Origin of the sequence: Streptomyces chengmaiensis, assembly GCF_029846775.1 — a bacterium.
Classification (GTDB): domain Bacteria; phylum Actinomycetota; class Actinomycetes; order Streptomycetales; family Streptomycetaceae; genus Streptomyces; species Streptomyces chengmaiensis.
Map to the genome: position 1 here is coordinate 35,740 of NZ_JARWBG010000004.1, position 17,246 is coordinate 52,985.

Here is a 17,246-nt window from a genome sequence, read left to right on the forward strand (position 1 = left end):
AGGCATGGGCTTATCTCAACCCCACAGCCTATTTCCCCAGGTCATAGACGTTTCAGACCGCCTTCGCCTCCTTCGCTGGGAGAAATCTGGGAGAAAACTTCAGCTGCGCGGGCCTGAAGCAGGGCATCGAGCACGGCCACGGAAGAGCGCGGGCACATTGCGAGCCGAGCATCCAACGATGCCTCCCAGCTCCGCGTCAGCCCCGCCATCAGCCGGAGCCGCATCTCGTCGGTCACGTGTGCGTACCTGGCGGAGACCGATCCGTCCATATGCCCCATACGCTCGTCCATGAGGACCTTCGGCGTCCCCAGGTCCTCCATGTGCGTCCGGTGAGAGTGGCGCAGCCCGTGCGGCGTGAGGCCCTGCGCGATCGGCACCCAGCACACGGTGGCACGCGCGGAGGCGCCCCGCCCCTGGACCAAGGTGCCCGCCATCCATGAATCCGCCCGCACCGGCACCGGATGGCCGGGGCGGCTCCCCACCTTCTCGTACTGGCCCGTGACTGCTGGGCGGAAGAGGCGGGAAGCGAAGCTCTTCCTCCGCCAGTGCGCTGCGGTCTCTTCCGGCGTCCGCCCTCTCAGGTAGCCCAGCTCCGCCATGACATGAGTGACCCGGAGGCGGGTCTCCTCCGCCACCACAGCCGGGCGGTTCAGGACGTTCGACACCGTCCCGTGACTGACGCCCGCCAGCGTGGCGACATCCTCCACCGTGGGCTGTCCGTTCCTGCCCCATCGGCGCACCGTGCCGAAGCTGCTGAAGACATAGGTGTGTCCGTGGCAGGGGCACGGCCGGGGCCTGGCCCTCGCGATGTGGCCGTGTACCAGGGCATCGAGCCACTCCGGAGTGTCGAGCGTCCGGTAGCTGTCGTCTTTCGGGGGACAACTCACCAGCTCGCCGGTGTCGAGTTCCACGAGCTGCCACTCGACGCGTACGGCCCGGCGCCGCACGAACGTCCTCTCCAGCCCGACGATCTCTCCGAAGCGCATCCCGGTGTAGCCCTTCAGGACAGCGGCCACGAACTCGTCATCCCGCCCCGAAAGCACGGCCAGGCGCTCGGCGATCAGCAGGATCCCAAGCGGCGACGTGATCACCTTCTCCGGGCCTCGGTGGCCGGACCGCCCTGCCCGCTTGCCGCGCCCTCGTCGCCGGGCAGCCGGATTGGACGGGATCAGCCCTTCTTCCACGGCGTCCGCCAGGATGAGGTGGAGCCTGGCCCGATAGGTCTTGATGCTCTCCTTCGCGTAGCCGGCCTCCTTCAGCTTCCGCTCCCACGCGGTGATGTCGCGCGGCTGGATCAGATTGAGCGGGCGCTCCCCGAACTCCGGCAGGAGATGGGTCTCGATTTCTCGCCGGTAGTTCTGCATCGTCGTGTCGGCCAGCTCGATGTCCTCAAACCACCGGTTCACGTACTCGCCGAAGGTCTCCGCGCCAAGCGACGGGTCCCTCCGGGTGCCGTCCCGGACCTTTGCCTCTTCCGCATCAGCCGCCTGCTCGGCTTCCCGCTTGCCCTTGAACTTGACCGTCCGGCCCTGGTCGTCCTTGACCGTGCCGTATTTGCCGGGCGCGATCTTGTAGCGCCCGCGGTAGTACGTGCCGCGCTTCTCCGCGTATCCCACCGCTTCGTGTCTCCTTATATATACGGGGCGTGGTTCAGAGCGCGGTGGCCGACTGGTGGACAGACCTCAGACGCCGGGCCGGACGCGCCACCAGGCGGACTGTCGGCTCGGCGTTCCGGCGGCGGCTGCGCTGCGCGGGAACGACGTCGCGGGCGTTGACGCCCCGAGTCGGGCGCTCCTCGAAGAGGCGGACGATCTCCGAGGCGTGCTCCGCGGTGAAGCGGTAGGCGCCGCCGAGCCTTGTGAACGGGATACGCCGTCGCCGAGCCTGCTCCTTGAGCCACCACTCCGAGCAGCCGAGCGCTTCAGCGATCTCGGCAGGTCGGAAGAGGTAAGGCAGAGTGACCGCAGTGACACTGTGACGGCTGTGACTGGTCATTCCTCTCCCCCGTTCTCGGCGGGCACGACATAGCCGCCGTTCTTCCTGATGAGCTGGACGTCCTTGGCCATGCGCGAGCACGTCTGGCGGACGAGGTTCGGCTCCAGTCCTGTCTCGTCGGCGATCCCCTTCGGCCGGGCACCGGGGTGCAGGCGGACGAAGCGGAGGATCGCGGTGCGGGTATCGCCGAGGGTGTGGTCAGCGGCCGGGCCTTCGAGGAGCTCCCACGCGCCTGCCTCCGCGTAGAAGCGGAGGGCGTGTTCGGATTCGTCCACGTCCCGCCCGGTGACATGCAGGACGCCGTCAGCCTGCCCGCGAGAGCGCTTCAGTACGAGTGTGGCGTCAGCGGCTCCGGCGAGTCCGTTGGTGCCGGAGACCTCGGCGAGGAAGTCGTCCGCGCCGGCCTTGCGGACGTGGTGGACGAGGACCATGGCGACGCCGTAGTGATCGGCGACGCGCTTGGCATGGCCGACGGCTGCATAGTCGGCGTCGTACGCGGACATGCCCGGCGCCGACGTGCCGCGCATCTTCGCGAAGACGTCGATCACGACCATGCGCGCCTCGGGGTTGCGGTCGAGCCACTGGGCGATCGCTTCGTTGCCGCCTTGCGGAAGCGGCGGGCAGGAGGTCGCCAGCGTCAGACCTCGCGGAGCCGGGTCGCCGCCGAGGATCTTCCGCATGCGGGTCTGCAGACGGCGCGGGGTGTCCTCCAGCGCCAGATACAGAACCGGGCCGCCCTCCACGGGCACGCTGTCCATGGCACGGCCGCCGGCCGCGACGGCGAGCGCCAGGCCGAGGGAGAGCCAGGACTTCCCGACCTTCGGCGGTCCGGCGAGCAGGTTGACGCCCTCTGAGAGGATGCCGGGCACCGCCCAGCGAGGCTCGGGGAACTCGGTCGCCATCAGCTCGTCGGCGGTCCAGGCGGTACGGATGCGCTGCTGGGCGGGCTGGAGCGGCTGCGGCTCGGGGGATGTGGAGTACAGGTGGGGCGGGTTGTAAGGGGGCTCGCTCATGCGGCCCTCCCGGCGATGCTGCGGGGCTTCTTCGCTCCGGCGCGCTGGCCGGAGGCGATGGTGCGCCGGGCGTCCTGCTCGGCGAGACCGATGCGTACGGCGGCCTCGACCAGCCAGCCGGTCACGTCGCCCGCGTTCAGTGCCTGGCCCGCGACGAGTTGGCCGAGCGCCACGGACGCCTGGTAGAGCGCGTTGTTCCTGTTGCCCTCACAGGCACAGGCGACGCGCTGGAGCTCCCCGTCGACAGCGGCGCGCAGGTATGCGCCGCGACGATCCGTGGCGAGCAGAGGTACGGACAGGGGCTCCTGCCGTGGCAGCGGCGCCGGTGTGAGGAGCCGGGCCAGCCAGTCCGGCAGCGCGGCGGGGACCGTGCCATCGGCGACCGTGTATGCCTCGGAGTCGACCGTGCTGCCCGCGCCCACGACATAGCCGCCGTTCGCGCGGGTGTCGACCTTCCAGCCCAGGGTGCCCGCAGTGTTGCGGAGCGCTGTGCCAGCTGGGGCCGTGAAGTACAGGTGTGTGCCACCGCTAGGGGTGCGGACGGTGTACGTGCCGCAGGGATACCGGCCGCCTTGAAGCTCGGCGAGCAGCGCCAGGGAGTCGGCTCCGTCGGCTACGCGGTCCGGGGTCCCGGCGGGCGGGAGATCCCCGTCGTGCTTGGGGACGTCCAGGTCCACGATCACCAAACGGGACGGACCCGCGGCGATGCCGATGTTGTAGTCACCGGTCGCCCAGCAGCGGGTGAGCCGCTCGGCGTCGACCGTGGCGCGCTGTTCCCAGGAGCGCACGGCTGGCCGCTTGCTTCCCGGTACAAGAGGAAAAACGTGCCAACCTCGCTCGGCGGCTTCGAGTGCCGCCCTGCGAAGCGGGCGCGGGGTGTTGTGGTGCATGCTGAGAGCACCTCCTGTGTCCATGGATGGGATGGGAGGAACCGGGGCAGCGGGCTACCTTGACCCGTGGACCGCTGCCCCGGGCGAAGTCAGTGGGGCTGGGTGCGGTTCCATTCGCGGTACTGCTCGCGGACGTACAGGCGGCAGTCGTCGCCGGTCGCCAGCTCCAAGCCCCTGAGGCTGACCCCGGAGTGCCCCGCGTCGTACTCAGCGAGCCGAAGCGCGGCGGCACCGGCGACCGCCACCGCATCGGCGGCAACGTCCGCGGAGTATGTGGTCGACTCCTGGATGGCGATGCGGTCGAGGAGCGCGGCCTTGCGAAGCCAGAATTCGCGGCCCGGCTCCGTCCCGAAGCGGCGCTCCCGCGCCTGCTCGGTCACCCAGCACATCTCGGCGATGAGGCCGGGGGCGGCGGCGTACACAACAGTCGGGTCGATCTGCGGCTCGGTGGTCACTGACCCTCCTCCTTCGGCGCGTGGCTCTTTGCAGCGATCAGGGCGAAGTGCAGGGCGCTTTCGGCGGCCGCGCCGTAGGCGCAGTAGCTGTCCGCCAGGCCGGCGGCGAAGTCGGAGGCGTCGGCCATCTCTCCCGCTTCGTGATCCGCCAGATAGTCCTGCGAGGCGAGATCGGCGGCGACGCCCGCAGCGTGCTCGCGGCCGATCACGTCATCCCGGAGGACGGCGAGACGGCTGGAGCCGACGTAGCTGCCGAGCCGATTGCGGAGATCGGGCAGCAGACCGCCCGTGATCACGTACTCGCCGGTATCGGTGCGCTTGAGTTCGACGAACCGCGGCCGCTCACCTTTGAGAACGGAGAGCAGGACCGCGGCCGTCCCGTAGGCGTACGCCTGGGCCGTGTTCTCGAACAGGGCCTTGGTCCGGTGCTCCTGGTACAGACACAGGTCATGGATTCGCCAGATGGCCTGGTCGTGCGGTCGGACGGTGCAGCCGGAGCCGGTGACCTTCAGTTCCCCGTCAACGGGGTTCAGACGTACGGGATCGATATGCCAGGAGGCGATCCGAGCCGCTTCACTGGCGGCACGGCACTCGCGGGCGGCGGCGCCCAGGGCGAAGACGCTGTCCGTGAGGCTGTCGAACCAGGCGACGCTGGGTTTGGGCATTCTCGTGTCCTCCGTGAGGAAGCAGGGGCGGACTGTCCGACCCACCGCGCCATCCCGGCCCCGCCGGGACAGCACAGAAGGTCGTCAGGCCAGCGCGGTCGCCTTCTCGGCCGGCTCGCCCGCCGCCTTCAGCAGCAGAGTCCGGAGGTCGCTGCCGACCACGGTGACGAGCCGCTGCTCGATCGCCTTCCAGGACTCGGCGTCGATGGCCATGAGCGCGGCGACAGCCATCGCGCCGTTGCCCTCGTCGACAGCGGTGAGCGCGTCGCGGAGTTCTCCGGAGGCCATGAGGGAGATGCGGGGCGGGAGTTGTGAGGTCTGTTCGGACACGACGGGTCTCCTGGCGTCAGTTGAGGATGCTCTGCAGGGCGTTCTTGGCGGCGGCCATGATCTGGTCGACCGATCCGGCCGCGCCGCTCCGGGCGAGGTAGAAGCCGCACAGCACGGCGACCAGCGCCGCCCCGAGCCCCAGCGCCCGGAAGCGCAGCAGCATCAGGAGCAGAACGGCGAACAGTCCGAGAGCGGAGATCGTGAAGGCCATGGCGGTGCCCCTTTCTGGAGGGTCAGCGGGTGCCTGCGCGGTGGAGGCGGGAGGCGGCGTTGTAGAGGCGGCGGCCGAGCCGGATGCGCCGGCCGTAGCCGCCGCAACGTCGGCATGTGCGACCGCGTTTGAGCTGGCCGGTGAAGCGGGAGATCCGGACCTTGGCGCCCCAGCCCTTGCACTTGCGGCAGGGGCCGAACGGGCTGGCGGCACACAGCGCCGAGTAGCAGAGAGTGATGAGGATCAGGCCGGTTATAGCGTCGAGCGAGGAAGGCACGGGAACCCCTCTCAGGGCGGGAATCGGCGGTGCCAGGACAAGGGGCGCTAGTGGCTAGTGACCAGCTCAGAGGCGGTTTCTGGCGCTAGCGGGGGTGCTAGACCTAGCAGGGCTGGCCGCTAGGTCTAGCGGTCGCGGCGGCTATGCCGCGTCAGCGGTTCCGTCACGTTCCGCGAGGGCGCGGAGAAGGTCGGGCCGCTTGATCCCGCGGCGGTTGGCCCCCTTGCCGTCCTCCGTGGTGCCCCAGATCTGCCCTGTGCGGATGCCGTACGGCTTGAGCGCGGACGTCAGCTGCTCGGGGGTCCACTCGCCGTAGACGCCGGGCCGGAGCTCCGCCAGGCGCGGCACGACGACCTCGTTCCAGAGCTTCGGGGTGTCGGCGGGCACGACGGCCAGGAGATCGGACAGCAGGTCGTACGAGGCGGCCGGATCGGTCTCAGGCTGTTCGCCGAGGGCGTGTCCGGCAAGGGTGCCGGCGCGCTCCCGCAGAGCGCGGGCCCGAAGGGCGATGCGGTCGGCTTCCACGGCGTCGATGAACGCGGACCGGACGATCCGCGCGTCCGCTCCCTCGCCGAGGAAGTAGCTGATGCCCTTGTCGCCCCAGGCGAACATGGTGGCCCGGACGCCGCGCTTGTACGCGCCCGTGCCGAGGACCATGTCGTTCTCGATCTGGCCCATCACCTTCAGGCACCAGCGGGCGGAGGCGTTGGCGCTGATCGCGGTCGGGATGCTGTCCTTGTCCGGCCGCTGGGTCGCGAGCAGCAGCACGATGCCCGTGGCCGGTCCGCGCTTGACCAGGTCGGTGCAGATCTCCTTGAACTCCGCTCCGTACTTGGGGTGTTCGAACCAGACCTGGCACTCGTCCACGCCGACCACAATCGGGTGGAGCCCGAGGGACCGCTTGGAGGCCAGCTCGGTGGTGACCTTCGACTCCGGGCAGATGTCGCGCGGCAGCGAGCGGATCACCTTGGCCCGGCGGCGCAGCTCGCCCTGCAGCTCCCGCAGGTCGGCAATGGCGTACTCGATGTCCTCGGCCTCCTCGCCGGCGCGGTGCCGGTAGGCGACGCGGTCGCCGACCGAATCGAGGTCGCCGGTCCCCTTGAGGTCGTACGTATGCAGCTCGGCGCGTACGTCCAAGGCGGTGATGAGCAGCAGCAGCCGGAGTAGGAAGGTCTTGCCCATCCGGGGGATGGCGCCGATGACGCCCGCGATGAACATCAGCGTCACGCCGACCCAGCGGCCGCGCTGGTCGGTGCCCCAGTCGACGGGCTTGAAGAGGTCGACCGTGCCGGACTTCGCGAGGGGCCAGGGCTCCTGCTGCGTCTGAGACATGTCCTGGTCGCCGACCCACAGCCGGAGCCGACCGGTGTGCTCGTCGGGCACCGCCTCCGGCCACACGCAGCCGAGGGGGCGGCGCAGACCTGAGGCGAGCTTGTCGCGTCGGTCGACCACATCTGTGACGGTCACGCCGTACGGGAGGTCTCCCTCGGCGAGCCAGCCGGGGCCGTCGCGGGTGATGGGCGCGGTGAAGGTGAAGCCCGGGCCGCCCTTCGCCTGAGCCTGGTTGATCGCCGGAATCCCGAGCGAGCCGAGCGCGCGGAGCACGATGTCGCTCGTCAGCTTGGTCGCCTTCGGGATCTCCACGGCCCTGTGGATGACCGGGGCGTCGGCGGGCTGGCCCAGCCGGCCCAGCGCCATGGTGACCGCCGCGGCGGAGAGCGCCACGAGCCAGGTCGGGGCCAGGACGTACAGCGCCAGGGCGACGACCGGCACCGTGATCGAGGCGGCGACGGCGACCACCGTGCGCCAGCGGACCCGCCGGTCACGCTGGCGGGAGAGCTTCAGATAGTCGTCGATGTCCTCGCGCGACGCCGCGACCTGGCGGAGCGGCTCACCCTCCGCGTCGGCGACCCAGCGCAGCGAGTCGCCGACGAAGCGGGCGGTCCCGCACGGTGCCTGAAGGGTGAGGCGCAGGATGTACCAGGGCGTGCGTACGGCGTGGTACGCGGCGACATGCCCGGCGTAGTCGGCGACTCCCTTGCCCGTGGTCTTGAACTCGCGGCGGGACCGGGCCCACGCAGGGATCACGGGGCGGCGCTTCGAACCGCGTACCCGGTCCATCAGACCGGGGCCCGACGGACCGCCGGGCCGGTCGACCATGACTGCCGCGTCGGGATCTCCGCCCGACTCTGCGGCGGCGGGCTCCCCCGACTGAGTCGGCTGTGCGCTGTCCGACCCATGGTTGTCGTGGCCGGACGCCGACTCGCGCGCGTCGGTCCCTATTTCCTTCTCCAGTCGCGCGAAGAGCTCGTGCTCGTGATCGTCGTTGTTCTCGTGCTTCACTGACAGCCTTCCGTTCGTCGGAGGGTGAAGCTGGGGCCCGGCCCTACCCGCCAGAGCAGCGGCCGGGCGCCAGCGCCATGTGGTGGAGCAGTGAGTGCGGGTCAGACGCCGGCCGGGGCGAACTCCGGCGCGTCGGCCTGTGGTTCGCGCTCCGCCCTGAGTGCGTCGCGGAGTCGGCGGGAGCGGTCCTGGCTGCAGCCGACGGCCTTGCGGATGGATTCGGCGTCGAGGGCCTCGTATGGCCAGCTCGCCGTCACCTCACGGCTCTTGGCCAGAGCCTCGTCCCACGTCATACGCGGACTGGCCTTGTCCGGCCTGATTCGGCGGCGGGGCCGCTTCTGCTGAGGCGGCCGAATGTCCGAGTCGGGATCGCGGTCCGGCGGGGGCAGTACGCCTTCGGGAGCCACTTCTCCCAGCTTGAGCAGCGCCAGCTCACGGCGCGGCGCAGTCCGCCGCCACGATCGGCCATGGGTCTCGCGCAACTCGGCCCGCGCCAGCTGCCGCTGCTTCTCCAGCGCCAGCGCCTCCCGGTAGTCGGTGACCTCCCACAGCACCATCCGACGCCACAGCAGCAGCGTCGTACACGGAGCGAAGAGCCAGCGGGAGCGCCGGATGCGTTCCATCCGCCTGCCCGTGGCGACGCCGATGCGGACAGCGTAGACATGGGCGGCGATCTCGCTGAGCACCACCCAGAGGAGCGGCATGGTCCCGTGGGCGACCTTGGCCGAGACGGAGGTACCCGCGGCGACGTTCAGCCAGCAGGTGACCAGCGTCAGCGCCCACGGGACGAAGCGGACCCAGACCAGCGGCATGCCGAGCCGGATGAGCAGCAGGTTGGCCGCCGTGAACACGGGGATGGCGAAGTCGATCCCGATGGGCAGCATCCACGGTGCCGTGAAGCCCCAATCGGCTGCCGCTCGCGATACGGAGTCGAAGGACGAGGCGAGCCCCAGTGCGCCCACCGCGATCCCGGCCGGACCCACCGCGCCAAGCAGCACTCTTTCCGCCTTGCCGAGGGGAGGAGCCGCGGCTGCGAGTGACGTCGGTGTGGTCACGCCGCCTTCCTCCACGGCTTCCAACGGGCGACGGCCTTGCTCTTGCTCTGGAACGGCACCGTGTTCATGAGCTGCCTGGCGTAGCGGGCATTCAGCCGCGACACGTCGTCGGCGTCGCGCTCCTGCAGGAGCTCCGCCAGCACCGCGCGCGCCACGCTGAGCCGGGCGGCGCGCTCCTCGCCGGACTCGCCCGACTCGCCGAGGAACAAGTGCCGGAAGTCCTCAGGCAGCGGAGGGGCGAAGCCCCAGGCCGGCTCGTCGAACTCGAAGGCGGCGCCTACCGCCTCCTGCTCGCCGATGTACATACGCATAGATCTCTCCTGGTTCCTGGATGGGACGGGAGAGCCAGAGCGGTGGGCTACCTTGACCCGTCGGCCACCGCCGCTGACTGATGTGCTGGTCAGATGCGGAAGCGTCGCGGGCCGGTCAGGCGCAGCCAGAGCAGGAAGGCGCTCTTCACCGCCGTGTAGGCGCCGAGGCTCGCGAAGAGCACCAGCGACCAGTGAGCACCCGGTTCCAGGACGGACTGGCTGCTGATGCCCCCGGCGGCGATGGCGACACCGAAGGCGATCAGGGCCGTCACCGCCCTGCCCGCCGTCATCGGCCTCGCGCAGCGGGCAACAAGCTCCAGGTCGTACGGCGCGATGAGGCGTAAGCCAGCGCCGGGCACCTGAAGGGCGACGAAGGTTCCGTCGGACTGCGTCGCGACTCCGGCGACGGTGCCAAGTGCCATATCGCTGCGATCTCGTACGACATCACCGATCGCAAGCCGCATGGATCCCCCTTGAGGTGTTGAGGCAGGAAGCCGGGGCAGGCACAGCCCACGGCAACTCCTAAAGAGAACTTCTCCTCAAGTCCTCTTTAGGAGTTGCCCATGACTATGAGGTCTGCCTCCTGTAGTCGTCAAGACCTCTTGAGGAGTCGTATGCTGACGCCGTCGGTCGAACAGAACGGTGAGCACCAGTGGCAAAGGCGTACGAGCGGATCGCTGACGATCTCCGCAGCTCCATTCGCGCAGGTCAGCTGAAGCCTGGCGACCGGCTGCCCGCTGAGACCAAGCTCGTCGAGCGCTACGGGAAGACCCTGCCGACCGTGCGGGAGGCGCTGCGCCTCCTCCGGGACGAGGGGCTGATCGACAAGCAGCACGGCCGCGGCAACTTCGTCCGCCGGCCGCGTACGAAGGTGCTCCGCACCAATGCCCGCCATCAGTGGGAGAAGGACCGCGCCCGCGAACCGGAACGGGAACGCCAGCAGACGGGCGCGACAGAGCACGACACCGGCTTGCAGGTGAACGACCTCGTCTTCTACGCGGTCTACCGCGACGTCGAGGCCAAGGGAGAGCTCGCCGAGGCCTTCGGCCTGCCGGAGGGCACGACTCTTGTCGAGCGCTCGTACCGAACGCGCTACGCCGCCGAGTCGGCCCCGTTCAATCTGGTGACCTCCTACCTTCCCCGCGATCTCGTCGCTGAGAACCCCGATCTCCTGGACGAGACCAGAGAGCCCTGGCCCGGAGGCACGCAGAACCAGCTCTTCACCGTCGGCATCGAGCTCGACCGCATCGAAGAGCGCGTGACGGCCCGTCCGCCGACGCCGGAGGAGGCCGAGGAACTGGAGCTGCCGGCCGGTACGGCGGTCCTTCTGCTCCGGAAGACGTCCTATGACACCGAGGGCCGCGTCGTGGAGATCTCCGATGTGACGCTGCCCGGCGACCGCACGGAAGTCCTCTTCACCACTCCCCTGGAAAGGTGGTGAGTGCCGTGCGCCGGCGCATCATCATCGTCACTGCCGTCCACCCGCCGTCGGCCCAGTTCCTGCCGGACGCCTACAAGTCGCTGTGCGAGCAGGAGCTCCCGGACGGCTGGGAGTGGCACTGGCTCATCCAGGAGGACGGCAAGAGCGATGACGTCGCCCCGTACGTGCCGGACGACGCGCGGGTGACGTTCCGCCAGGGGCGCCCCGGCGGCCCCGGCGTCGCGCGCACCATCGCCCTGGCCAACGCCGACGGCGAGTACATCAAAATCCTCGACGCCGACGATCAGTTGCCTGCGGGTGCGCTGGCCCGGGACCTGGCAGCTCTTGAGGCCGACCGCACCATCGGCTGGACGACCTCCCGTGTGCTGGATCTGCTGCCCGACGGCTCCACGGTCGGCTTCGAAGGAGACCCCGAGCCCGGTCCGATCGAGCGCGGCGCCGTGCTCGACTTCTGGAAGGCGAACGGCTTCCGCGCCCAGGTCCACCCGGCGACGCTCTTCGTCCGGCGCGATCTGCTCCTCGCCATCGGCGGCTGGATGGCGCTGCCCGCCTCGGAGGACACCGGGCTGCTCCTGGCGCTGAACGCCACCAGCCGCGGCTGGTTCTCGTCCGAGGTTGGGCTCCTGTACCGCAAGTGGCCCGGGCAGGCCACCAGCCAGGCGTCGCACACCGAGGCCGCCGAGCGAGATGCCCGCATGGCGGTCGTGGAGGCCCGCGCACGAGCGCTGGCGTACTTCCAGTGGCGTTACCCTCCGGCTACCGGCTGACCGGCACCTCATAAACGATCTCGCACTGTGCGGCAGGCACGACGATGTCCGCCGTCTCGACCGGCCGTCCGTCGTCGCTGAAGTAGGTGCGGTGAATGCGGGTGACGAGCGCGCCCCGCTGAATCCCGAGGAGCGTCGCCTCCTCGGCGCTCGCCTGCCCCGGCTCCGGCTGCTCCACCGAGTGTGTGACCGTGATCCCGATCTCCGCCATGCGGTCGACCACGCCCTTTCCGGCGTGAGGTCCGCCCTCGGGAAGGACGACGAGCGTGCCAGCCGTGAGGTCGTACGGCTCCCAACTCGTCGACAGCTGGACGGGTTTGCCGTCGGCCAGAAACTCGTACGCGGTGCGCACACAGTGGGCGCCCTCGTCGATGCCCAGGCGAGCGGCGATGTCGGCTGTTGCCGGGACCTTCGCCTCGGTGCGGCTCTCCCAGGTGCCGCGTTTGCCGAGCACAGCCATGTCCGCGCGGAACGGCGAGCCGCCGGTCTGCTCCCGGTACTGCGAGCGGACCATTCGCAGGCGCTCGCGCGGCTCGGCGACGTACGTCCCTGAGCCTGCGCGGCCCTCCAACACGCCTTGAGAGATCAGGAGTTCCTGGGCCCGGCGGATGACGTTGTCGCCGACGCCGTACTCCTCGGCGAGCGCCGCACGGGCGGGCAGCCGGTCTCCCGGTGTCCACTCCCGGTTCGCGATGCGCTGTCGAAGCAGGTCAGCGATGCGCAGGTATGGCGGCTGCTCAGACATATGGAAAATCTAGTCCACTAGCTCTAATCTAGTTAACTAAATCTACTCTCAGTGATCTCACTGCGACGGAGGATCGCCTTGTGCCCTCATCTGCCGAGCGCGTGGAGCGCATCGCAGCGCGTTTCTCCGGCGCAGGGCTGGTCCCGCGCATGACGGAGCACAGCAACCACACGTGCATCGAGGCAGAGGTGCCTTCGCCTGTCTCCGCCGATTCCTGGCGGGACCTCTTATCCGTGCTCGACTCAGCGGACTGGTTCGGGCTCGTCGACAGCAGCCACAGCGGCCGCACCGTCTGGGCGGCCGTCAGCAAGGAAGCCCCTGGGACGGTCCACGCTGCCCAGGACTCCTGCCATCAGCCATAGGGAGCTGACCAGCGTGTTCGACAAACTTCGGCGTGCCGCCGCATATGTGGCGGGGCGGGCGCGCTCTCGCTGCTCGGCAGCGCAGACGTCGACCAGCCATCGGCCGGCGGCCGCACCGCCTGCCCCCTCTCCACCGCGGCGACGGCGGCCGGCAATGCCTGCGGAGCAGATCCGCGGCGAGGAGACGGCGCTCGTCCGCCCGTACGTCGTCGCCGCTGAAGAAGCAGCCGCCAGATGCCCCCTTGCCGCGATGGCGGGGGTCGTTTGATGGCCGTACGTCGTGCGGTGGACATGCCGTACACATCCTCCTCCTGCCGCATCGGGACGCACGGGGAGTGCGCCGAGGCGCAGCCCGACGCCGCGATGCCCCAGGAGCCGCTGGTCTACGAGCACTGCGGCTGCCCGTGCCACACACCCATAGCCCAGCACAGTGCGACCTCCGCTGCTGGTCGTACCCATCCCCATCGGGGCCACTCCCCGATTCACCACGACGAGGCGGTGAACACAGACCATGGCGATGCGCTACCAGGTCATCGCGGATGACCTCCGACGTCTCATCGAATCAGGCGAGCTGGAGGCCGGGCAGAGACTGCCTGCCGAGGCGGAGCTCGCCAGCAAGTACATGGTCACCAATCCCACTCTGCGGCGGGCGCTGGACGTCCTGCAGGCCGAGGGGCTGGTGGAGAAGTACCACGGACGCGGCAACTTCGTCCGCAAGCCCATGCCGCTCCTCACCTACTCCATCGACGCGGCCGCGGCCTGCCACATGGCGCGGTCCACTCCCGGACTGCAGGTGGGCGTCACCATGAGCAGGCTCGAAGCCGACGAGGCGCTGTCCGCGCTGCTGCAGGTTGAGCGCGGAACTCCGCTGACCTTGTACGTCTACATCAGCCATGTCGGCGCCGCCCCGCACAGCCTGGCACGGCTGTACGTCCCCCGTGATGTGGCCGACTTCGGCGTGCCGAGGAGCAGTTCCGCGCCCCTCGGGGACGACGTCCGGGCCGGTCTGACCTCAGTCGGCGTACGCGTCGCCTCGACAGTCGAGCGGCTCACTGCCAGGCCGCCGACCGCAGAGGAAGCACACACGCTGGGCATCGCCGCCAGCAGGCCCGTGCTGTCGATCCAGCGGACAGCAACCGACATCGCCGGCCGGATCGTCGAGTGGACGTTCCTGACTCTCCCCGGCGACCGAACGGAGGCCGTCTTCACCTCGCGTACGGCCAAGAACTCCTTGGAGGCGACTCGATGACGCACGACGCCCCTGCCAGGCACCACGCCTTCCTCGGAGGGCCGCTCAGGGGGGAGGGAGTCCGCCTCCTGCCTTGGCCCGGTCCCAGCGGCCAGCCCTGCTATCTGCAGTCGGACAACGACAGCGGCTATCTGTCCCGGCTGGCCGACCGTACGGAAGAGAGCCAGCTCGACGCAGGCGCGGAGCTTGTCGACCTCGCCACCGAGATGCTCGACGACCTCCGCACCCTCGCCGACCGGCTGAGCCACGCACTGCGCGACACACTCCGCGTCGCGGTGAGCCGCGGCGACCGCCTGCCAAGGCCCGCGTACCAGGACGCGGTCCACGGCGATGACGACGGACCGCACCTCCCCGCGGAGGCCTTCGGATGAGCACCGACGGTACGCGTACGCGGCGCCGGTACGCCTTCATCGACTGGACGCTGACAGCGGACACGGAGGCGGGTCTCCGCTTCGTGGCGAAGTGCATGGACTGCGGCGAAAGCTGCACCGACACCTCGTCCTCGGACGAAGCCCAGGTGTGGTGCCTCAAGCACGCCGGCCTGACGGGTGACCGAACCTTCGAACTGATCGCCACCCAGGCCTTCACGGCCGCGCCGACCGAGGAACTCAGCGCAACCCGCTGCTGACCGATCGCCGACCGCGCAGTGCCCGGCTCTCGCTGCACCCGAGAGCCGGGCACCGCCGTATGTCAGGCCAGTTCCTCGGCGTCCACTCGGGAGAAGACGAGATCGCTCTCCTCGACAACGGGCCCTCGCCACCGCACCGGAGGAAGCGGCCGGCGGATGGCCTTGGGGTAGCTCTCGGGGGAGTAGTCGTTCGCCAGCCGGTAGACGTGAAACCCATGGCTTCGCATCGTCTCGACCAACTCCTCCGCCGAGTCACCCAGCTGCCGCATGCGATCGGGCGTGACCTCCACCGTGATCTCGGCATCCGGCCGCAGCTGATCGAGCATGGGCACCAGGCCCCGAACCACAGCGCCCTCCGCCCCCTCCACATCGATCTTCATCACCCGGGCCCTGGCGATCTCCTCCGGCTCCAGAAGCGCGGGCAGCGGGAGTGCCTCAATCTCAAAGGACGACTCGGCCGGTCCGTCATACGGAACGATGCTGTTCGCCCCCATGTTCTTCGAGCTGGCGAGGACGAAGCTCAACTCCCGCCGTCTGTCGGAGACCGCAGCATGGACGGCCCGTACGTTGCTGCAGCCGTTGAGTTCCACATGCTCCCGGACCCTGCGATGGAACTCCGGCGACGCCTCGATGGCCACAACCCGACCGGTGCTCCCAACAAGGCGGGAGGCCAGAACGGCGAAGACGCCGATGTTGGAACCCACGTCAACAAACGTGTCGCCGGCACGCAGCCGGCTCTGGAGCCATGCCGTCATGTGCGGCTCCCACGTGCCGAACATGTAGAGGTAGCGCTGAATCAGGTCCTGCGTATCCAGCCGGAACCGAGCCCCGCACCGCGTGCGGGCAACGCAGCGCCGAGGATGCTCGCGCAGGGAGGAGTTGACCCGGTCCACTGCAAGCTCCGCGCCAGTTCGCCAGGGAACGTGACGGATGTACCACCGCCCGACAAAGGACAGTGACGATGGCAAAGGCCTCCTCATACGCACCACCTCTCAGAAGGCGGGCCAGGAGACCCCTTGGCCCCACGGCGCGGCTTGCGTCTCACCAATCACGACACCGCGACCAGCGCGTCCGATCCACACGAATCCAATAGCGGACCACGGGCCTTGACCCCGAATTCTGGAACACGGGTTATGCGGCTGATGTCAGCGTAGTTGATGTGGTTCGGGATGCTGCTTCGTAGGCGATTGGGCTACGGTGTCCGAGGCGGGAGTGACGGCGGCGAGTGTAGTAACGGTGCAGCCAGCCGAACGCGTCGAGGCGGGCCTCGCGCTCGCTGGACCAGTGCTTGCGACCCTGGAGCGTCTCGCGTTTGAACGTTGCGTTGAAGGACTCGGCGAGCGCGTTGTCCGCGCTGGAGATCGCGCTCATGGACTGGCGGATGCTGACTGGCGGCAGGCATCGGCGAAGGCCCGGCTGGTGTACTGGGCCCCGTGCTCGGCGTGCATGACCGCTCCGGTGGGGCTGCCGCGGGTGCGTTCCGGTCCACTGCTCGCGATAGCTCATCCCGATGGGCAAGTTCTCCGGCACGCTGTCCGAGAAGCCAGTGTCACCGCCTACCACCTGGCCCTTAGCGTCGTAGAGCGCCACCTGCTGGGTCACGCCGCCTGCCACGTCGTGGTCAGTGCTGTTGGTGACCTTCACGGTCAGGTTGTAGGAGTACGGGGCGTCCGTGTAGGTGTCCTCGCTGCCCTGTGTCAGCTTGAGGTCGCCGGAGAATGCAGGCTCTACGGTCATTCCTCGCGGGGCGTCCCTCACCCGAAGGAACCACTGCATCCCTGGTCACAGAGGTCGAGAAGCTCATCGAGGTATATTACAGGGATCTCTCTCGGCGGGACCGACGGCCCCGAGCCATGGTACGAGCCGTGGGCAGCAAAACTATGGGAGCCGTCACTGGCATGATTCTGGGAAACGCCGTCGCCCCTATTCCCTCTGATTCCCTCTCGTTCGCTGCCCAAGTGCTGCTGTCGCTGGTTGGTGCAGAAGTCGGCGATCCCTTGAAGGTCACCCAGGAGATCTCGAAGAGCAGGTTCCACAAGGAGAACCAGTTGGCGATGTTCGTCCTCGATGTCCGGGATCTGGTGTCCGACCTGCCACCTGGTCAGTAACGACATCGGGCATGGGCTCCCCATTGGCCGGTGGGATGACGAGAGTGAGTCGGGCGGGCCCGGCGCGCACGAGCCGGAGTGCGAGGGAGTGGACGGCGCCGATGGGGTGGCGCGCGTATCCGGCGCAGATTGCCGGCGCCGGGGTGCCGATGGCGGCTTGGCACACGACGTGCCCCTCGTCGGCGATGGCGGCCTGGGTCATCTCCTGGGCCCGTCCGGGCACCAGGTGGGCGAGGTTGCCGGGCCTGTAGATGCAGGTGGCGCACATGGCGCCGCACTGGCGCACGGCATGACTGTGGCGGGCGATCCAGGGGCCCGGCAGAGAAGGCCGGCACCATTCGGGTACTGCACGAGTTGTGGCCATACCTGGGCAGGGGGCGCTGTTGTGGCTATAACTTGAG

General features: G+C 69.1%; 23 protein-coding genes. 7 read left to right on the forward strand and 16 right to left on the reverse strand.

The annotated features are described in order from the left end of the window. Positions 1–41: 41 nt before the first annotated feature. From QCN29_RS05015 to QCN29_RS05075, 13 genes are all read right to left on the reverse strand, one after another. A complete protein-coding gene (locus QCN29_RS05015) occupies positions 42–1,616 on the reverse strand; it encodes a tyrosine-type recombinase/integrase (RefSeq protein WP_279926472.1) in 1,575 nt (524 codons plus the stop codon). Positions 1,617–1,650: 34 nt separating this feature from the next. After that, positions 1,651–1,995, reverse strand: coding sequence for a helix-turn-helix domain-containing protein (locus tag QCN29_RS05020; RefSeq protein WP_279926473.1), 345 nt, complete (start codon positions 1,993–1,995; stop codon positions 1,651–1,653). Next, positions 1,992–3,008: an AAA family ATPase gene (locus tag QCN29_RS05025; RefSeq protein WP_279926474.1), complete on the reverse strand. Its 1,017-nt coding sequence runs from the start codon at positions 3,006–3,008 to the stop codon at positions 1,992–1,994. Before QCN29_RS05025 ends, QCN29_RS05020 begins: the two co-directional genes overlap by 4 nt. Continuing rightward, positions 3,005–3,922 carry a bifunctional DNA primase/polymerase gene (locus QCN29_RS05030; RefSeq protein ID WP_318036690.1) on the reverse strand — a complete coding sequence of 306 codons (918 nt, stop codon included), beginning with the start codon at positions 3,920–3,922 and terminating at the stop codon, positions 3,005–3,007. Before QCN29_RS05030 ends, QCN29_RS05025 begins: the two co-directional genes overlap by 4 nt. A 65-nt stretch (positions 3,923–3,987) precedes the next feature. Further along, on the reverse strand, positions 3,988–4,353 hold the full coding sequence (locus QCN29_RS05035) for a hypothetical protein (protein WP_279926476.1): 366 nt from the start codon (positions 4,351–4,353) through the stop codon (positions 3,988–3,990). After that, entirely contained in the window at positions 4,350–5,018 is a 669-nt protein-coding gene (locus QCN29_RS05040) for a hypothetical protein (RefSeq protein ID WP_279926477.1), read from the reverse strand. Before QCN29_RS05040 ends, QCN29_RS05035 begins: the two co-directional genes overlap by 4 nt. Before the next feature lie 84 nt (positions 5,019–5,102). Beyond that, positions 5,103–5,348, reverse strand: coding sequence for a hypothetical protein (locus QCN29_RS05045; protein ID WP_279926478.1), 246 nt, complete (start codon positions 5,346–5,348; stop codon positions 5,103–5,105). A gap of 16 nt (positions 5,349–5,364) precedes the next feature. Beyond that, complete coding sequence (locus QCN29_RS05050) at positions 5,365–5,559, reverse strand: hypothetical protein (RefSeq protein ID WP_279926479.1); 195 nt, start codon at positions 5,557–5,559, stop codon at positions 5,365–5,367. A gap of 22 nt (positions 5,560–5,581) precedes the next feature. Then, complete coding sequence (locus QCN29_RS05055; protein WP_279926480.1) at positions 5,582–5,836, reverse strand: hypothetical protein; 255 nt, start codon at positions 5,834–5,836, stop codon at positions 5,582–5,584. A gap of 141 nt (positions 5,837–5,977) precedes the next feature. After that, complete coding sequence (locus QCN29_RS05060) at positions 5,978–8,179, reverse strand: cell division protein FtsK (protein WP_279926481.1); 2,202 nt, start codon at positions 8,177–8,179, stop codon at positions 5,978–5,980. Positions 8,180–8,280: 101 nt separating this feature from the next. Continuing rightward, a complete protein-coding gene (locus QCN29_RS05065) occupies positions 8,281–9,234 on the reverse strand; it encodes a DUF2637 domain-containing protein (protein ID WP_279926482.1) in 954 nt (317 codons plus the stop codon). Next, positions 9,231–9,545 (reverse strand): hypothetical protein, encoded by a 315-nt coding sequence (locus tag QCN29_RS05070; RefSeq protein ID WP_279926483.1) that lies wholly within the window; start codon positions 9,543–9,545, stop codon positions 9,231–9,233. Before QCN29_RS05070 ends, QCN29_RS05065 begins: the two co-directional genes overlap by 4 nt. Before the next feature lie 89 nt (positions 9,546–9,634). After that, positions 9,635–9,967 (reverse strand): hypothetical protein, encoded by a 333-nt coding sequence (locus QCN29_RS05075; RefSeq protein WP_279926484.1) that lies wholly within the window; start codon positions 9,965–9,967, stop codon positions 9,635–9,637. Positions 9,968–10,197: 230 nt separating this feature from the next. On the opposite strand from QCN29_RS05075, the gene QCN29_RS05080 reads away from it, so the two are divergent. After that, on the forward strand, positions 10,198–10,986 hold the full coding sequence (locus QCN29_RS05080; protein ID WP_279926485.1) for a GntR family transcriptional regulator: 789 nt from the start codon (positions 10,198–10,200) through the stop codon (positions 10,984–10,986). 5 nt (positions 10,987–10,991) lie between these two features. Beyond that, positions 10,992–11,753 (forward strand): glycosyltransferase family 2 protein, encoded by a 762-nt coding sequence (locus QCN29_RS05085; RefSeq protein ID WP_279926486.1) that lies wholly within the window; start codon positions 10,992–10,994, stop codon positions 11,751–11,753. Here QCN29_RS05085 and QCN29_RS05090 read toward each other — a convergent pair. After that, positions 11,743–12,498, reverse strand: coding sequence for a GntR family transcriptional regulator (locus tag QCN29_RS05090; protein WP_279926487.1), 756 nt, complete (start codon positions 12,496–12,498; stop codon positions 11,743–11,745). The two genes, QCN29_RS05085 and QCN29_RS05090, sit on opposite strands and share 11 nt — an antisense overlap. A 233-nt stretch (positions 12,499–12,731) precedes the next feature. Between QCN29_RS05090 and QCN29_RS36815 the strand changes: the two genes are divergently transcribed. The 4 genes from QCN29_RS36815 to QCN29_RS05110 all read left to right on the forward strand — a co-directional run bounded on the left by QCN29_RS36815 (position 12,732) and on the right by QCN29_RS05110 (position 14,737). Continuing rightward, entirely contained in the window at positions 12,732–12,860 is a 129-nt protein-coding gene (locus QCN29_RS36815) for a hypothetical protein (RefSeq protein ID WP_318036691.1), read from the forward strand. 517 nt (positions 12,861–13,377) lie between these two features. Next, the gene (locus QCN29_RS05100) at positions 13,378–14,109 is read left to right on the forward strand and encodes a GntR family transcriptional regulator (RefSeq protein ID WP_279926489.1); all 732 of its coding nucleotides are present in this window, start codon (positions 13,378–13,380) and stop codon (positions 14,107–14,109) included. Continuing rightward, complete coding sequence (locus tag QCN29_RS05105; protein WP_279926490.1) at positions 14,106–14,480, forward strand: hypothetical protein; 375 nt, start codon at positions 14,106–14,108, stop codon at positions 14,478–14,480. Before QCN29_RS05100 ends, QCN29_RS05105 begins: the two co-directional genes overlap by 4 nt. Further along, the gene (locus QCN29_RS05110) at positions 14,477–14,737 is read left to right on the forward strand and encodes a DUF7848 domain-containing protein (protein ID WP_279926491.1); all 261 of its coding nucleotides are present in this window, start codon (positions 14,477–14,479) and stop codon (positions 14,735–14,737) included. The genes QCN29_RS05105 and QCN29_RS05110 overlap by 4 nt, the downstream gene beginning before the upstream one ends. Before the next feature lie 62 nt (positions 14,738–14,799). Here the strand turns inward: QCN29_RS05110 and QCN29_RS05115 are convergent, their stop codons facing one another. Both QCN29_RS05115 and QCN29_RS05120 read right to left on the reverse strand, forming a co-directional pair. Then, entirely contained in the window at positions 14,800–15,717 is a 918-nt protein-coding gene (locus QCN29_RS05115) for an FkbM family methyltransferase (protein ID WP_279926492.1), read from the reverse strand. A 151-nt stretch (positions 15,718–15,868) separates the two neighbouring features. Next, positions 15,869–16,474, reverse strand: coding sequence for an integrase core domain-containing protein (locus tag QCN29_RS05120; protein ID WP_279926493.1), 606 nt, complete (start codon positions 16,472–16,474; stop codon positions 15,869–15,871). 128 nt (positions 16,475–16,602) lie between these two features. On the opposite strand from QCN29_RS05120, the gene QCN29_RS05125 reads away from it, so the two are divergent. Beyond that, complete coding sequence (locus QCN29_RS05125; RefSeq protein WP_279926494.1) at positions 16,603–16,845, forward strand: hypothetical protein; 243 nt, start codon at positions 16,603–16,605, stop codon at positions 16,843–16,845. Positions 16,846–17,246: the final 401 nt, after the last annotated feature.

Excerpts from the sequence above, each read along its gene's own strand:
- QCN29_RS05020 (WP_279926473.1), bottom strand. The coding sequence starts at position 1,995 with ATGACCAGTCACAGCCGTCACAGTGTCACTGCGGTCACTCTGCCTTAC.
- QCN29_RS05025 (WP_279926474.1), bottom strand. The coding sequence starts at position 3,008 with ATGAGCGAGCCCCCTTACAACCCGCCCCACCTGTACTCCACATCCCCC.
- QCN29_RS05030 (WP_318036690.1), bottom strand. The coding sequence starts at position 3,922 with ATGGACACAGGAGGTGCTCTCAGCATGCACCACAACACCCCGCGCCCG.
- QCN29_RS05040 (WP_279926477.1), bottom strand. The coding sequence starts at position 5,018 with ATGCCCAAACCCAGCGTCGCCTGGTTCGACAGCCTCACGGACAGCGTC.
- QCN29_RS05050 (WP_279926479.1), bottom strand. The coding sequence starts at position 5,559 with ATGGCCTTCACGATCTCCGCTCTCGGACTGTTCGCCGTTCTGCTCCTG.
- QCN29_RS05070 (WP_279926483.1), bottom strand. The coding sequence starts at position 9,545 with ATGCGTATGTACATCGGCGAGCAGGAGGCGGTAGGCGCCGCCTTCGAG.
- QCN29_RS05075 (WP_279926484.1), bottom strand. The coding sequence starts at position 9,967 with ATGGCACTTGGCACCGTCGCCGGAGTCGCGACGCAGTCCGACGGAACC.
- QCN29_RS05090 (WP_279926487.1), bottom strand. The coding sequence starts at position 12,498 with ATGTCTGAGCAGCCGCCATACCTGCGCATCGCTGACCTGCTTCGACAG.
- QCN29_RS05100 (WP_279926489.1), top strand. The coding sequence starts at position 13,378 with ATGCGCTACCAGGTCATCGCGGATGACCTCCGACGTCTCATCGAATCA.
- QCN29_RS05105 (WP_279926490.1), top strand. The coding sequence starts at position 14,106 with ATGACGCACGACGCCCCTGCCAGGCACCACGCCTTCCTCGGAGGGCCG.
- QCN29_RS05110 (WP_279926491.1), top strand. The coding sequence starts at position 14,477 with ATGAGCACCGACGGTACGCGTACGCGGCGCCGGTACGCCTTCATCGAC.
- QCN29_RS05115 (WP_279926492.1), bottom strand. The coding sequence starts at position 15,717 with ATGAGGAGGCCTTTGCCATCGTCACTGTCCTTTGTCGGGCGGTGGTAC.
- QCN29_RS05120 (WP_279926493.1), bottom strand. The coding sequence starts at position 16,474 with ATGACCGTAGAGCCTGCATTCTCCGGCGACCTCAAGCTGACACAGGGC.